At 49.6% G+C, this 14,831-nt stretch carries 14 protein-coding genes; 10 read left to right on the top strand and 4 right to left on the bottom strand.

Going from position 1 to position 14,831, the window contains the following annotated elements:
* Positions 1-12: 12 nt before the first annotated feature.
* From BED41_RS12625 to BED41_RS12610, 4 genes are all read left to right on the top strand, one after another.
* On the top strand, positions 13-1,320 hold the full coding sequence (locus BED41_RS12625) for an O-antigen ligase family protein (protein WP_066746935.1): 1,308 nt from the start codon (positions 13-15) through the stop codon (positions 1,318-1,320).
* 77 nt (positions 1,321-1,397) lie between these two features.
* Positions 1,398-2,435 carry a glycosyltransferase family 4 protein gene (locus BED41_RS12620; protein WP_066746932.1) on the top strand — a complete coding sequence of 346 codons (1,038 nt, stop codon included), beginning with the start codon at positions 1,398-1,400 and terminating at the stop codon, positions 2,433-2,435.
* Positions 2,432-3,505, top strand: a complete 1,074-nt coding sequence (locus BED41_RS12615; protein ID WP_066746929.1) for a glycosyltransferase family 4 protein — start codon at positions 2,432-2,434, stop codon at positions 3,503-3,505. The genes BED41_RS12620 and BED41_RS12615 overlap by 4 nt, the downstream gene beginning before the upstream one ends.
* Before the next feature lie 243 nt (positions 3,506-3,748).
* Entirely contained in the window at positions 3,749-4,708 is a 960-nt protein-coding gene (locus BED41_RS12610) for a glycosyltransferase family 9 protein (RefSeq protein WP_066746926.1), read from the top strand.
* A 97-nt stretch (positions 4,709-4,805) separates the two neighbouring features.
* Here BED41_RS12610 and BED41_RS12605 read toward each other — a convergent pair whose 3' ends face one another.
* Complete coding sequence (locus BED41_RS12605) at positions 4,806-5,771, bottom strand: sialidase family protein (RefSeq protein ID WP_157102355.1); 966 nt, start codon at positions 5,769-5,771, stop codon at positions 4,806-4,808.
* Positions 5,772-5,884: 113 nt separating this feature from the next.
* Complete coding sequence (locus BED41_RS12600; RefSeq protein ID WP_066746920.1) at positions 5,885-6,862, bottom strand: hypothetical protein; 978 nt, start codon at positions 6,860-6,862, stop codon at positions 5,885-5,887.
* 205 nt (positions 6,863-7,067) lie between these two features.
* Between BED41_RS12600 and BED41_RS12595 the strand changes: the two genes are divergently transcribed.
* Complete coding sequence (locus tag BED41_RS12595; protein ID WP_084002457.1) at positions 7,068-8,552, top strand: PfkB family carbohydrate kinase; 1,485 nt, start codon at positions 7,068-7,070, stop codon at positions 8,550-8,552.
* Complete coding sequence (locus tag BED41_RS16220; RefSeq protein WP_084002456.1) at positions 8,549-9,664, top strand: HAD-IIIA family hydrolase; 1,116 nt, start codon at positions 8,549-8,551, stop codon at positions 9,662-9,664. The genes BED41_RS12595 and BED41_RS16220 overlap by 4 nt, the downstream gene beginning before the upstream one ends.
* Positions 9,665-9,980: 316 nt before the next feature.
* On the opposite strand, the gene galE is transcribed toward BED41_RS16220, so the two are convergent.
* Both galE and BED41_RS12580 read right to left on the bottom strand, forming a co-directional pair.
* Positions 9,981-10,985 (bottom strand): UDP-glucose 4-epimerase GalE, encoded by a 1,005-nt coding sequence (gene galE / locus BED41_RS12585; RefSeq protein WP_066746917.1) that lies wholly within the window; start codon positions 10,983-10,985, stop codon positions 9,981-9,983.
* Positions 10,986-11,549: a flavodoxin family protein gene (locus tag BED41_RS12580; protein ID WP_066746913.1), complete on the bottom strand. Its 564-nt coding sequence runs from the start codon at positions 11,547-11,549 to the stop codon at positions 10,986-10,988.
* A gap of 234 nt (positions 11,550-11,783) precedes the next feature.
* Here BED41_RS12580 and queD point away from each other — a divergent pair, with 234 nt between their 5' ends.
* Genes queD through BED41_RS12560 form a run of 4 tightly spaced genes read left to right on the top strand, consistent with a single transcriptional unit; the run spans position 11,784 to position 14,824 of the window.
* Positions 11,784-12,155 carry a 6-carboxytetrahydropterin synthase QueD gene (queD, locus tag BED41_RS12575; RefSeq protein ID WP_066746910.1) on the top strand — a complete coding sequence of 124 codons (372 nt, stop codon included), beginning with the start codon at positions 11,784-11,786 and terminating at the stop codon, positions 12,153-12,155.
* A complete protein-coding gene (gene folE2 / locus BED41_RS12570; RefSeq protein WP_066746907.1) occupies positions 12,148-12,981 on the top strand; it encodes a GTP cyclohydrolase FolE2 in 834 nt (277 codons plus the stop codon). Before queD ends, folE2 begins: the two co-directional genes overlap by 8 nt.
* 2 nt (positions 12,982-12,983) lie before the next feature.
* Positions 12,984-14,183 (top strand): class I SAM-dependent rRNA methyltransferase, encoded by a 1,200-nt coding sequence (locus BED41_RS12565; protein WP_066746905.1) that lies wholly within the window; start codon positions 12,984-12,986, stop codon positions 14,181-14,183.
* A complete protein-coding gene (locus BED41_RS12560) occupies positions 14,183-14,824 on the top strand; it encodes an HAD family hydrolase (RefSeq protein WP_066746901.1) in 642 nt (213 codons plus the stop codon). Before BED41_RS12565 ends, BED41_RS12560 begins: the two co-directional genes overlap by 1 nt.
* Positions 14,825-14,831 lie beyond the last annotated feature (7 nt).

The following is a 14,831-nucleotide window of genomic DNA, read 5'->3' as shown; positions in this document are numbered from 1 at the left end:
GAGGCTGAGAGAATGTTTAAAATAAATAACATATCATATGAGAATGTAGCTCTAGCTACTTTAGTTTTTTCCATATCGTTTACAATTTTCGCGCCAGCGGTGCATTACATTGGTTACTCCTTGATATTGCTTATATTAATTTATGGGAGGATTAAGTATAAGACGCCGTTTTTGTGTTTTCCAGATAAAAATTGCCGTAATGTGTCATTTATATTACTGTTGTTTTTTTTATGGAGTGCTTTTGCTAATCTCATTTATATGTCGGATTTGGAGCTTTGGGGGAAAGGTGCCTCTGTATACTTAGAAATGTTGATTGGATACCTGTTCGCTGTTAGACTGCTCTGCACGGAGAGGTCCAGAAAAGCATTTATATCGTTTTTTATCCCGGCTACGGTATTTATTTTTATTATGATCCTAGTAAAAGACCAGTTGCCTCCGCAGATGTTACCCAAGCGACTGACGATGAATGGAAATACCTTGGGGTTATATGCCGTTATGGCATTTCCTTATGTCTTTTTTTATAGCATGTGGGTTTTAAGGAATAAAATATTTCTGAAATATGCCGGCTGTATAGTAGTATTGCTGACCGCGTTTATATCTTTTTCCAGTGGCGCATGGCTGTCTATTGCCTTTATGCTTCCATTCTTTTTATACTTTGCCGCTGTTAATAAAAAAATTAACATAAAAAGTGTTATTGTTGCGATGGTTTTATGTATAACGGTGTTGTTTGGGATTAACGTTCTATCCCACGGAGGTGTATTTGACAGATTCAAAATAGAAAAAAATCAGATTTTAGCCGTAAATAATATGGATTCACTGACGAATCACAGATATACTATTTGGCGAATCGTGTCTGGGTTAGTTTTGAAAAATCCAATTGTAGGCTATGGACGGGGTTCTCTTGAGCAGGAGTACGCCAGAGCACTGCCGCAGTATCCTGATGTAGTGAGGGATAATAATGTTATTCACGGACATGCGCATAACATGTATATGGAACTTGCATTTTCCGGAGGCCTGCCGTCGGCCATATTTTTTATAATGGCGTTTATTCTTTTGCTTATCTCAACATGGCGCGCCCGTGATGCTACGGAAAATGGAGTCCCGTGGAACTTGATGTTGTTCGTCTTGCTGGCGGGGCAGCTGGTCTACGGTCTTACAGGCGATGTTTTTGAGGCCAGAAGGGATATTGCTGTGATATTTTGGACATCTTTAGGTATTGCATCGGTGCTTCCAAAGAGCTGTCTGTCTTATGAGAATAGGATATCTTCACCGAAAGATAAAAATACGCAGCCAAAAGAAGAAGCAGAGAATATACTATGACAAAATATTTAACTAAACTAAAATTTTATCTTAAAACTTCTCAAAGGTATTCATGGTAAAAAAGGGGGGATGTTCTTTTGAAAATAATTGAAATTTTACCGGAATTAGATATTGGCGGTGTTGAAAGGCATGTTATAGATCTTTCGAATGAACTCGCTGAACGTGGGCATGAGATTTTAGTGATATCTGCCGGCGGTAAGATGCAGTGTCAGCTTTCGCAGAAAGTCAGTCACATCGAAATGCCGGTCCATAAGAAAAATCCTCTGACAGGCTGGTTTTGTGCGAGAAAAATCGCGAGACTTGTAGAGAACGGCAGGTATCAGCTGATCCACGCTCATTCTAGGGTTCCTGCCTGGATCGCGCGCTGGGCCTCTAATATGTCCGGTATTCCATACGTTGTAACCGCGCATGTGGATTTTGGCAATAAATCAAGGTGGATATATTCTCCATATCGCGACGCGGCCCGTGTGATATGCGTCAGTGAGGCTGTACGCGAAGGTATGAAACAATGTTTTTATGAGAATACACAAGTTGTATTGAATGGTTTAAATATACCTGGAGTATCGTGGCGTAAGGACAATTTGAAAGGGACAATACGGTTCCTTTTTGTTGGCAGATTGTCGCTGGTAAAAGGATTGCAGGACATATTAAAAACGATAAGGAAAGACGGGGATTGGACGCTGGATATCTTGGGAGATGGTCCGATGAAAGAAAAGCTGGAGGATATCTGTAAAGAGCGTGGTTTTGAAAATAAGATAACTTTCCATGGATACTCAGATATGGTAGATCAGTTCATGGCGAATTCTTCTTGCTTGCTCTTTCCTTCATACACGGAGGGAATGCCGTTGACCCTCGCACGTGCGGTGCAAATCGGAATCCCTGTTATAGCGTCGAATATACCATCTGTTCGTGAGATGGCAGGTTGTGAAGACAACTTAATTCCTCCTGGAGATCTACTTGCTTGGGAAAAGGCTTTAGTTGATTTCATGAATGTTAGGAAGGTAAAACTTTCAATACCGTTATCTTCAGTGCCGACTTTGCAACAAATGGTTGATCAAGATGAAAGGATATACGAAGAAGTGATCGAATTATGTGAAAGAGAGAGGCAAAAATGAAAATACTCCATTATGTTGACGAAAACAAACTCGCATGGGGAGAAACTTGGATACAACTTATTCACGAGCTTGCGGTACAGGGAGTCGATAATTTTGTAGTATGCCGCCCTGGTGGGAGCTTACCTCAGAGACTTACGGAAGAAGGTATACCATTTGCCGTATCAACACCTTTCATTCAGTCACTGCCGATCACTAATTTGGGGTTCGGTAAGATATTAAAAAGAGAAAAGCCCGATATAATACATACGCGGTTATCTGCGGCAGCACGCATTGGCGGTTGGTGGGGCAAATGTTATGGTATACCAGTTGTTGAAACTATAGATAAATACCCGAAAATAAAATATTACAAAAATGCTTCAATGATTTTTCCATGTTCTAACGCTGTACTGCAACATATGGAAAAAAAGGGTTTCCCTCCAGAAAAAATGGTTGTTGTCTATAATCCGGTAGATATATTGCGGTATAGACGTGATGATATAGTGCGCGAAAATGTTCGAAATAAGTATGGCGTGCCTAAAGACACAAAAATCATTCTCGGAGCGGGCAGATTTATAGATTGGAAGGGCTTTGAGTATCTGATAGATGCTTACTTTGAGGTGACAAACAATTATAAAACGCCCTATGACACGCGGCTATGGCTTGTGGGCGACGGACCTGAGATGAAAAAATATAGGGATTTATCCGAAAAATACCAGCTTACAGATAGAATAGAATTTCATGGTTTTGCTAGAGATATAAGACCATGGTTGTGGGCAGCTGATATCTTTGTTCAGCCATCCCAACTCCCAGAGGGGTTCAGCCTCATGCTACTTGAAGCCATGGCAGCTGGACTTCCGTCTATTGCTACGAATATTGGTGGAACGCTTGATATAATCAAAGACGGGTATAATGGTTGGTTTATGGGCGTTGGTATAGATAGTGGCCTTGCAGAAAAGCTTTTCAGTGTTATCGGGGATGATCAGTTACTTTCTTGTGTTGCGTTGAAAGCTTTGGAAAGCGCTAATGAATTCAATGTTCGGAGAATAGCCCATGAAACAATAACTTTGTATCGAAAAATATTAGAAAGATAGATATGCTAAAGATACGAGAAGTATTTAATACTTTGATTTTGTTGTGGACTGCTACTTTTTTACTGGATTATTATGTAATAGTGTGAGGATAAAATTAACGTTTCAGTACTAAGAAATGAAAAACTTACATCTTTAACCGTTATTTTAGGAAGAGCCGGGATTACAGTATGTTTATCGTAAAAAGCTGAAGTGTACAAAATTATCTTCTAACGGTTAATAGATTGTTTTAGGAGGCGGGGAAGTATGCATTATCCCCAAAATGTGTTATTTTTGAGATTTTCGTCGCTTGGCGATGTGATTTTCGCAAACTATACCGCAATGCGGATCAAGGAAAAAAATCCTGATTTCCGCCTGACGTGGTTGGTCGACAGTTTCTATGCGGATATAGTGCGTACCCAGCCATGGGTAGATGATGTGATGGTATGGGATAGGAAGAGAACAAAAAACAGAGGATTCTTGGAAATTTTGCGTCAGGTGAGGCGTCGGCGCTTTGATATCCTTGTTGACATGCATACCTCCGATCGTACAAGCCTTTTTTCTTTTCTTTGCGGCATACCGGTACGGTACGGATGTAAGAAGAGATTTCCTTTCTCGCATACGCATTTTTCGTTTGACGACTTGATGGATACCACTTTGCCTGTAAGCCGCTGTAAAAGATATCTTTATGCTCCGCGGACAGTAAATGACGCCGCCCATGTTTCCGTGCCTGCCGGAAGTGCGGCAATTGGGCTTGCCATAGGTGCGAGCCATGCCGTCAAGAGATGGCCTGTCAGGCGCTGGATAGAATTTTGCCGGTTTGCCGAGACAAAAGGATTCTATTTGCTGCTTCTCGGCAGCGGTGCGGATGAGGTTGGCATGGCGGAAGAGATTGTGTCTGCGGCGGCGTCACGATATATTATCAACAAAGTAGGAGCTCTCTCTATTACCGATACGATAGCGCTCATCAATGAGCTTGACCTTGTAGTTTCCGGCGACACCGGGCTGATGCATGTGGCAAGAGCGTTGGGGAAACCAGTCGTGGGGCTATTCGGGCCAAATTTTCCCGGAGTGGAGGCTGAATATATGGATAGACTTGGAAGGAAATATGTTTGTCACTGCAGTAATTCTGGCTGTGAAAAACTTGAGTGCTCCAGGCAATGTCTTGAGGATATAAGTGCGGCGGAGGTGTTTGAGGGAGTAGAAACGCTGCTACCTAATATATAGCAACTTATTGCTGATATTACAGGAACATATTCTTTCTCACGTTAGCGGCCTTTTTGAAAAAGATTATTGCTGGCGAATATAGATAAGTGGGGAAGTGTTATGTACCAAAAGAGATGTTTTTCACGGCGCTGAACCAATTGCCGTCGTTGTCACATCCGGAATAATATAGTCTCCATCGTCCATCTTCACCCCTCGCTAACGACGCCCTATAGAGACTTTTTTCGCAAAAAGCCTCGTCCCCGGGTTCAAGGGATTCTCCAAAGACCTGCCAGCTGTTACCGTCGTCTTCGCTGTCTGCGAGAATTATAGCGTGGCGCTCTTTGTTATTTTTATCCTTCACGCAAATCGCCATGATCAGTTTGCCGCTGTCGCCTTCGACCACATCGATATGCCACGGTTGCCGGTTTTCCGGCATTCCTGTGATATGTATCTCTTGCGGCAGTGCTGTGTTGAAAATGTCGCGTCCTTCAATTTTAAAAATAGAGAAGCCGCTCTTAATAGAATCCACATACCACATTATATATCTGTCTCCCCTTTTTAACAGGGTCTGGGACATGAGGAAGCCCTCGTCTCCTGGAGCGGTTGTTTTGGTGACAATGCGTTCCGGTTTGTTCCACTTGATGCCGTTGTCGCTTGATAGCATAAAAATATTAATCACAGTCTGGTGTTCCTCTATGCGGACCTCCCGGTAGATAAGGTACAGTATGCCGTTATCATAGAGAAGCGAAGGGTCCGAATTATAGCCTATCCAGTCGTCAGGGGCGGGAATTAGAGGGGAACTCCCTCCTTCTGGGATATCCCAGTTCAGTCCATCGTGGCTCACCATAAATTCTGGATTTTCAAAATATACGATTCCTTTAGGGAAGGGGGTTATGGTCATAAGGTATTTCCAGCCTTTATTGCCGAACCCTTCCTGAATGAATAGAATGTCTGGATGTACTGTTTCGCCGAACCCCGAAGTCTGTGACAAATCTAGGATTTTTATATCGTCGTTCTTTGGAGGGCGATGATATGTTACGCCAAGTAGTTTTCCCTCCTCCCGCTGAAGTTCGTTCCATTTCATTTTTGCGCTACGGCGGGCTTTATTCGTGAAAAAATAAGGGAATGACGACGTAATTTGCAGGAAAAAACGCAATGTCTCACGGCGAAGTTTTAATAAAATCATATCGCAGATTCCTATACGTAAAGCCCGTTAACGATATCGAGAAATCTGCCAAAGGCTATTTCATTGGTCTGGTTGGCAAGTACCCAATTGCGGGGAGATATGTTTTTCAGTGTAGTTAAACATTCGCAAAGTTCATCGATATTGTTCCATTTTCTACCTGTATGTTCAGTGATATAAGGGGCGGCGTTTTGTCTTCGCTGTCGCACCTCGTCAGATTCAAATACCAGCGTCTGTCTGTTCATTGACCATGCCTGGGCCAGAGCGAGCCCCTGTGTTTCGCTGCCGCCCAGACAGACTACGAAGTCGCTCCACTCGAGTAATTTTTTATAGTCGCTTGGAGTATGGGTGCCGCAGTAAAGGGTTTTTATTTCCTTTTCGTTATTCTTAAGTGTTTCCAGCGTTGCAGGAAGAATTGTTTTTCCCTGTCCTTTAACATATACCATCACCTTTTCCAGCGTATCGGAGGGCACCTTTCTCTCTGGGTTCCATACCACGTGGTCCACGCCCGCGGCCCATACGGCAGTTTCTCTGAGAATTAAATGTTTTTGCGCCGCCTCTTTTTCATATGCTTCTTTTACCCAGGGAGATGCGAGGAGATAGCGATCTATGGATGTGTCTGTGATGATCGCGCCGTGTTCGTCAACATGCTCAAAACAGATGAGAGGTCCGGCTATGAGCTTTTTTATTTTTCCTGACTGCTTTAGCGAGATGGCGTCACGCAGCGCCCGCCAGCCGGATGGAACATATACGACAGTACCCTCAGCCTGACTCCTTGAAGGGTTGACTAGTATCTTCACATTAGGAAAACATTTTGCCCCCTTTATAAAAGAGTCTACGACGTCCTGGTGTCCACCAATGGGAAAGGTGCACGTCCACGCCTTATATGCGTTGCCCCTAACAGTATATTTTAAATAGTTGAAGCGTCGTTCCAAATCTTTCGCTGCTCTTTCAAATACAGAAAAAGGTTTTGTCAAAAACGAAATTATCATTGAGTTGCACCGCTTTCGAGTTATCTCTTATAATAAATAAACGCTGATGTCCATTCTTTTATTATATTATAAGGGAAATTGCCTAAAGGGAGTATCGTAAGTGGTAAAATTTATATTTGAAAGATTGCCGTTGGAGTTAAAAATTATTTTTTGCGATATGAACGGTTCCGGGACTCTTTGATAAAACACAAAAGGAGCTCTTAAAATGAAACGCTTAACGAAAAAAATTTTATCGGATACTGATTTTAGCCGCGTTGCGGAACTTCTGACAGGGGGATTTAAAAGCACCTTGATAGTCGTCGCTGGCGACTTTATGCTGGACCGCTATATCAGCGGCGATGTGGAGAGGATATCTCCTGAAGCGCCAGTGCCGGTAATAAGATTTCGGGAAGAACGGTTGGTGGCGGGCGGTGCGGGCAATGTCGCGGCAAACCTCGTTGGCCTAGGTGTAAATGTCTTTGCCGCAGGTAGCGTGGGTGATGACATCCATGGATGGGCGCTGCTTGATTTGCCTCTTTTTAAAAAAATCGATCATTCCGCACTGTTGCCACTTGGCCCAACTACTGTTAAAACACGTTTGCTGGGTTCCGGACGTCAGCAGATGCTTCGTCTTGACATGGAAGAAAAGATAAGCCCATCTGATGCGGAAGCAGCGATGCTTCTCTCTGAAGTCTCGGGAGCGGTTTCCGCGGGAGCGAAGTTGATCATCATCTCTGACTATGGTAAGGGCTGTTGTTCACCTGAGCTCTGCCGCGGGCTCATCGCCCTAGCTCGTAAAAAGGGTGTCAGCGTCTGGGTAGATCCGAAAAAATCTGACTGGGAAAGTTACCGTGGCGCCTCGCTCATTACGCCTAATATCAAAGAGCTGAGCGCCGCCGCCGGGCACCCTCTGCGTAATGATGACGAAGAGATAACAGCTGCCGCCATTTCCATGATTAAAAAATATGGGATAGAAAATATCCTTGTGACGCGTTCAGAGAGAGGGGCTACCCTAATTGAAGGGGATACCGCCACGCACATACCCGTTTGGGCCGTTGAGGTCTACGATGTATCCGGTGCTGGAGATACGATGATTGCCGTCGCCGCCGCTTTTGCGGCGGAGGGGCTTCAACTGCGGGAGGCTGTAAAACTGGCAAACGCGGCCTCTCAGGTCGTCATCGGAAAGATTGGCACATACTCGATAAGCGCGGCGGAGTTGCTGGATGTGATCTCTGAAAGGAGCATATCCGTGTCATCCAAGGTATTGACTGAGGCCGAGGCCGTGAAGCTTCGCGCCATATGGCGTAATGCCGGTGAGCGAGTGATCTTCACAAATGGCTGCTTTGACATCATACATGCCGGACATATCGATTCTTTATCCGCGGCGAAGTCTCTCGGTGACCGGCTTATTGTGGGGCTCAACTCAGACGCTTCCATTCGGCGGCTGAAGGGTGACTCACGCCCAGTGAATGGAGAGGCGTCCCGTGCGAAGGTGCTTGCCGCGCTTGAAGCGGTGGACGCCGTTGTGGTCTTTGAAGAAGATACTCCTGAGGAGCTTCTCTCGCGGCTGCGGCCTGATGTGATAGCAAAAGGTGGAGATTACCGACCCGAAGAGGTTGCTGGGCGTGAATACGCCGAAGAGATTGTCATCCTTCCTCTGACCGATGGTTTTTCAACAACTTCCGTAATTGAAAGGTCACGTGGAGTATGAGCCGGTGGATAATACTGGATCGTGACGGTACTCTCATAAGGGAAAAGGGGTATTTGCACGACCCAAAAGAAGTGGAGCTCATAGCCGGAGTTACTGAGGGGCTGCGGCTGCTTGCGGCGGCTGAATACCGTTTTGCCGTTGTGACAAATCAGTCGGGCATCGGCAGAGGGTATTATTCAGAGGGAGATATGCGCGCTGTACACGCACGTATAGACGAGATTCTTGCTGTGGATGGAATAAAGATAGATGGCTGGTACCATTGTCCGCATTTGCCGGAAGAGGGTTGCGGCTGCCGTAAGCCTAAACGTGGTCTTGTCGAGACGGCCGCCGCGGAACTTGGCTTCAGTTTAACGGATATAGCGGCGGTAATTGGGGATAAAGAGTGTGACCTCATGCTTGCAAAGGCGGTCGGAGCGCCCTCTGCGCTGGTCATGTCAGGTTACGGCGGCGTGGAATATGCCAAAGGTGTGCGTGGTGATTTGAACTGTGAAGATATGTCCGAGACTGCGCGGCGGATAATTAAGAAGGAGGAGAATATGCTGGAAAAAGGCGAAATATACAGGCGCAATATGGATGACCATTTGAAAACTGCCGTACGTATGGCGGCATTGGAGGAGACGGTGTGTTTGGCGGCAAAGAAGATAACGGCAGCCCTGCTTGCCGGAGGCCGGCTTTTTCTCTGCGGCAACGGCGGTTCGGCCGCCGACGCGCAGCATATCGCAGCGGAGCTTTCCGGCCGTTATCTGAAAGAGCGCCGTGCTCTTGACGCCGCCGCCCTCTCCTGTAACAGCTCGGCGCTGACGGCACTGGGTAACGACTACGGTTATGACGAGATATTTTCCCGCCAGATAGAGGCACATGGCCGATGCGGCGATCTGTTGATAGCAATATCGACGAGTGGGAATAGCGCTAATGTTCTTAAAGCGGTGTCGGTGGCGAAAGGAAAAGGGATTTTTACTGTAGGGCTCACCGGTGAGAGTGGCGGCAGGCTGCGCGAGGCGGCTGATCTTACTATCTGTGTCCCCTCCTCCTTCACTCCGCGCATTCAGGAAATTCACATCCTGATTGGCCATACCATCTGCGAAATGGTGGAACGGGATTTTTGCGGGTAAACAGCGCAGCGGTGTGCTTTTTTAGATATTATATCAGGATATTTACGCCTTTATGGGATGTGAAAATTCTGCGTAGTTATATACATTATTAATTATTAACTGGCGGCCCTGAGGTATTAACCTAACGTGAGTGAAATGTGCCAGGCAACTGCCCAGATCTTAAAAGCCCGTGGCCTAGCGTATTTTCCTGCTTTAGGCCACGGGCTTATCTATAATTATCCTGTCATGGGATATGTCGTGATTTTTATGTTCAGAGACTTGGATGATCGAACAGATACTCTCCTGCTTTTCGGGCTGCAGGTATCTTCCTATGTTTTCAAGCGTCTTTTTTTATTCCCGCCTCAAACCTCCACGAGTCCCGGCACATATCTTCTACCGAGCGGCGGGCCTTCCAGCCAAGCTCCTGTTCGGCTTTTTTCGTCTCCGCGTAGCAGGTGGCGATGTCTCCCGCGCGGCGCGGTGTTATTTTGTAGGGGATCTTGATGCCGTTGACGCGCTCGAAGGCGGTGACCAGCTCGAGCACCGAGGTGCCGCGGCCGGTTCCGAGGTTATAGACGGAGACGCCGCCGCCCATTTTTTTCAGCGCCGCGACATGTCCCTCGGCAAGGTCCATCACGTGTATGTAGTCGCGGACGCCGGTGCCGTCCACGGTATCGTAGTCGTCGCCGAATACGCGCAGCTCCTTCAGTTCGCCCTTTGCGACCTTTGTGATGTAGGGCATCAGGTTGTTGGGAATGCCGTTCGGAGCCTCGCCGATGAGCCCGCTCTCATGCGCGCCGATGGGATTGAAGTAGCGCAGCAGGGCCACGGAGAATCCCGGGTTGGCGGCGGCGGTGTCTGAGAGGATCTTTTCGCTTATGACTTTCGTCTCCCCGTAGGGGTTTGTCGCGGGCATCAGCGGCATCGTCTCCACGAACGGCGCTTTGTTGTCGCCGTAGACTGTGGCGGATGAGGAAAAGACGAAATTTTTCACGCCGCGCATCACACAGGCCTTTGCCAGCTCGATGGTGCTCACAAGGTTGTTGTAATAATAGGCGAGCGGCCTTTCGACCGATTCTCCGACCGCCTTGTAGCCCGCGAAGTGGATGACGCCGTCTATCTTATTTTCGTCAAATATCCGCGTGACCGTGGCGCGGTCGGTGACGTCCGCTTCGCAGAATACGAAGCCTCGTCCCGTTATCTCCTTTATGTGCTCCAATGTCTGCGGTTTGCTGTTGGAGAAGTCGTCGGCGATGACGACGGAATATCCCGCCTCGAGCAGGGCTACAGAGGTGTGGGAGCCGATGAAGCCAGCCCCGCCGGTCACTAGTATGTTATTCATCTATAAATTTTTTCCCAGTTCGTAGGCTTCGAAGAGATATTTGCGCCCCTTTTCGGCCATATCCGTCTTGGGGTACATGTCGGGCGCGCAGATCATGCCCGCGATGTTCCAGTTCGCGAAGTTACAGGCGAGGCGGAAGGAGGCTTTCAGCCCGTCAAAGCAGCTTATCTCCGTGTCGCCCGCCGTCGCCAGCAGTACCGCCCGCTTATCCTTAAGGTTGGTTTTTGCGTTCGCCGCAAAAAAGGGCATCAGCCGGTCCCATACCGGCTTTATCTGCGCGCTCCAGGAGTAGTAGTAGAGCGGCGAGGCGAAGACGAGGACCTCCGCAGCCGTAATGTCTTCGTATACCGGGGCCATATCGTCCTGCTGTATGCAGGGTGTGTCCTTGCTCCAGCATTTGCGGCAGTCAAGGCAGCCGTTCAGCTTTTTACCGGCGAGGCGCACCTTGCGCACTTCGTAGCCTCTTTCTTCCGCGCCCTTTGCGAGAGAATCGGCGAGCTGTTCGCTGTTACCCTCTTTACGCGGGCTTCCAAGCAATATCGTCATCACTTTTTTACCGGCCATCGTGGTTTCCTCCAATTATATTAATCTTTAACGGCTCTATTATATTATTTTTATGGTGAATAGGCTAATGCGGGACATTCAGGTGATACAATCTGTATTTGAAGCCATTCTTTCCATAAAGAATGCGCCGCGCCGTCGGCCCGTTGTCGTTTACGCGGAATTTTTACGGGTAAACAGTGCTGCGGCTACGTGGTAGAATAAAGTCGCGTAAAAATAAACTTAGGAGGAATAGGGATGTTACTGTGCCGTGATTTTAAATTTGATGCAGCACATAACCTTATACATTATCATGGAAAGTGTGAGCGTCTTCATGGCCACACCTACCATCTGCGGGTGACGCTCGAGGGAGAGCCTGACGCCGAGGGGATGATCTTTGACTTTGTAGACCTCAAAAAGGCCGTTAACGAGCTTGTGCTCTCGAAGCTTGACCATGCCTATATAAACGATATCCTGCCGCAGCCCACCGCGGAATATATCGCGGTTTGGATCTTCCGCGCGCTTGACGGGCCGCTTTCGCGCGCCAACTGCCGGCTACATGAGATACGGCTGTGGGAGACGGAGAGCTCTTCCGTCATCTGCCGCCGCGAGGATGTAAAAGATGCGTGACGTACAGAACGAGACCGACAACAGGAATATGGCGATCGACCGGGTCGGTATCCGCGACATCTCGTGGCCGATCTCGGTGCCTGACCGCACGAACGGAACGCAGGAGACGGTCGCCCAGGTGAGCCTCTCGGTCTCGCTGCCGCAGGACTACCGCGGCACGCACATGAGCCGCTTTGTAGAGGTCCTCGGGGCGCAGGAGAAGCGCGTCACCTTTCATAATATGGAGGGGCTGCTGGTGACTCTCAAGGAACGGCTGAAGGCCCGCGACGCGCACGCCGTATTCGATTTTCCCTATTTCATCACGAAGGCAGCGCCGGTCAGCGGCGCTAAGGGGCGGCTGCGCTGCGATGTCCGCTTTGACGCGGCGCTCCGCGGCGATGATTTTGACCTTGTGACGACGGTCACCTCTCCGATCCAGACTCTCTGTCCCTGCTCAAAGGAGATCTCCCAATTTGGAGCTCACAACCAGCGCGCGCACGCGGTGATGGAGGTACGTCTCGCCGGTTTCGTCTGGCTTGAGGAGTTTGTTCAGATGGCCGACGACTGCGCCTCGGCGCCGATATACAGCCTGCTCAAGCGTGAGGATGAAAAGTATGTTACGGAGCGCGCCTACGAGAATCCACGTTTTGTCGAGGATTCGGTGCGGGAGCTCGCGCTTGCGATGCAGGCCGACGAACGTGTGGTCTGGTACCGGGTCTCCGTGACGAGCCATGAGAGCATACATAACCACGACGCGTTCGCCGTGATAGAGAGGGATAAACGTACCGGCAGTATTCCCTCGCGGGAAAATTTACCATGTTCGCCGCGGCGAACGGAAGAAGGCTAATTATGACATCGATAAAAAAGGCGCTGCGCCGCGCCGTTCTGAATGAAAGCGGCGTTGAGCGCGTAAAATCACGCCATCCGTGGCTCTTTCGCGGCAACCTGATCCAGGCTCCCGTCTGCGCTCCAGGCGACATTATCGCCTTCACCGACAGGAGGGGCCAGGTGCTTGGCTGGGGGCTATGGAGCGAGGGGGCGCTCTGTATTCGCGTCCTCTCCTTCGGCAGCCATGAGCCGGACCAGATGGAGCTGCTTCGCAGCCGCGTCGAGCGCGCGCTCGCGGTGCGCAAATGCTGGTGCGCCGGTGAGGAGTCCTTTCGCTGGGTACATGGCGAGGGCGACAGGCTCCCGGGCATCTCCGCCGACCTCTATGGCGACGTCCTCTCCCTGCAGCTCTCGGTGATGGGGTGGTACCGCCATGCCGACGAGGTGGCGAAGGTATTCCGCAAGGTAAAGAAACTCTCCGCTATTATTCTGCGCAACGATACCAAACATCTTGAAAAAGAGGGGATACCGCGCGAGATAAAACCGCTGCTCGGTGAAATGCCGGCGGAGCCGCTTAAGGTGAAGATCGGCGAAACTTATGAGCTTGTCGATATCGCCGGGGGGCAGAAGACCGGCGCCTACCTCGACGTCCGCCGTGTCCCTGCGCTGCTTGACCCGCTCTACGAGGATGCAAAAGTGCTTGACTGTTTCTCATACCAGGGGCACTTTACCCTTCATGCCCTTCGCAAAGGCGCGGCGGAGGTCACGGCGATAGACCAGTCGCAGTCCGCGCTTGAACGCGCGAAAGAAAATATCTCCATAAACGGCCTGCCATGCGCGAAAGTGACGTTCCGCTGCGGCAACGCCTTTGATATAATGCGCGAGATGGACGCCGACCGCGCGCGTTACGACATTGTGATAATGGACCCGCCGCCCTTTTCGCCGGCGCGCGGACAGCTTGATTCCGCGCGGCGCGGATACAAGGAACTCGCGGTGCGCGGTTTTCGACGCCTGGATGCGGGCGGACACCTTGTATTTATGTCATGCAGCCACGCCTTTACGCGTGACATGCTGCTCGATACGCTGAACGACGCGGCGCGGGACGCCGGCTCGGTCTGCCGCATCGTGCATGAGATACATCAGCCCCAGGACCATCCGGCGCTGCTTGGCGTGCCGGAGACGGATTACCTGAAGGGGTTTGTAATGGGAGTTGAAGAGTAATGACGAATGAGACAAAGGCCGTTATTTTTGATTTTGATATGACGCTGGCGGATAGCAGCTACGCGATACACCACTGCTCGAACCTGCTGGCGCGAAAGTTCGGGCTCAAGGAGATATCGCGCGAGGTGGTCCTCGCCGGTATCGGTCTGCCGATAGAGGACTGCTGGCGCCTGTACTGGGGAGACTTCAAGGATGAGTGGCTCAGCTACTACCGCAATGAGTTCCGTGGGGTGGAGCAGACCGGCATCCGCCTCTTCCCGAACACCGTCGCGGCGCTTGAAAAGCTTCGCGGCGCGGGGATAAAGACGGGGGTCGTCTCCAACCGGCGCTTTGCCAGCCGTGTGGTGGAGTCGATGAATCTCACTCCCTATATGGACGTCATCGTCGGACTTGAGGATGTGACGAACGCGAAGCCCGACCCAGAGGCCCTCTTCAAAGCCGTCGGCAAGCTTGGAGTCGGCGCGGGAGAGGCCGTCTACGTGGGAGATACGGACATCGATATGCAGACCGCCGTCGCCGCCGTGGTGCGCGGCGTGGGCATGACGACGGGCAACTTTGACGAAGAGGGGCTTGCCGCCGCGGGGGCGTGGCGCGTATGCTCCGACCTCATAGAGGTACCGGGACTCTTCGGCCTAAAATAGGGGACGC

Source organism: Cloacibacillus porcorum (assembly GCF_001701045.1).
GTDB lineage: Bacteria > Synergistota > Synergistia > Synergistales > Synergistaceae > Cloacibacillus > Cloacibacillus porcorum.
The sequence above is the reverse complement of the archived record's forward strand: the minus strand, read 5'-3'. Positions and strand labels throughout refer to the sequence as shown.

Excerpts from the sequence above, each read along its gene's own strand:
- BED41_RS12605 (WP_157102355.1), bottom strand. The coding sequence starts at position 5,771 with ATGAAATGGAACGAACTTCAGCGGGAGGAGGGAAAACTACTTGGCGTA.
- BED41_RS12595 (WP_084002457.1), top strand. The coding sequence starts at position 7,068 with ATGAAACGCTTAACGAAAAAAATTTTATCGGATACTGATTTTAGCCGC.
- BED41_RS12565 (WP_066746905.1), top strand. The coding sequence starts at position 12,984 with ATGACATCGATAAAAAAGGCGCTGCGCCGCGCCGTTCTGAATGAAAGC.
- BED41_RS12600 (WP_066746920.1), bottom strand. The coding sequence starts at position 6,862 with ATGATAATTTCGTTTTTGACAAAACCTTTTTCTGTATTTGAAAGAGCA.
- BED41_RS12610 (WP_066746926.1), top strand. The coding sequence starts at position 3,749 with ATGCATTATCCCCAAAATGTGTTATTTTTGAGATTTTCGTCGCTTGGC.
- folE2 (WP_066746907.1), top strand. The coding sequence starts at position 12,148 with ATGCGTGACGTACAGAACGAGACCGACAACAGGAATATGGCGATCGAC.
- galE (WP_066746917.1), bottom strand. The coding sequence starts at position 10,985 with ATGAATAACATACTAGTGACCGGCGGGGCTGGCTTCATCGGCTCCCAC.
- queD (WP_066746910.1), top strand. The coding sequence starts at position 11,784 with ATGTTACTGTGCCGTGATTTTAAATTTGATGCAGCACATAACCTTATA.
- BED41_RS16220 (WP_084002456.1), top strand. The coding sequence starts at position 8,549 with ATGAGCCGGTGGATAATACTGGATCGTGACGGTACTCTCATAAGGGAA.
- BED41_RS12580 (WP_066746913.1), bottom strand. The coding sequence starts at position 11,549 with ATGGCCGGTAAAAAAGTGATGACGATATTGCTTGGAAGCCCGCGTAAA.
- BED41_RS12560 (WP_066746901.1), top strand. The coding sequence starts at position 14,183 with ATGACGAATGAGACAAAGGCCGTTATTTTTGATTTTGATATGACGCTG.
- BED41_RS12615 (WP_066746929.1), top strand. The coding sequence starts at position 2,432 with ATGAAAATACTCCATTATGTTGACGAAAACAAACTCGCATGGGGAGAA.
- BED41_RS12625 (WP_066746935.1), top strand. The coding sequence starts at position 13 with ATGTTTAAAATAAATAACATATCATATGAGAATGTAGCTCTAGCTACT.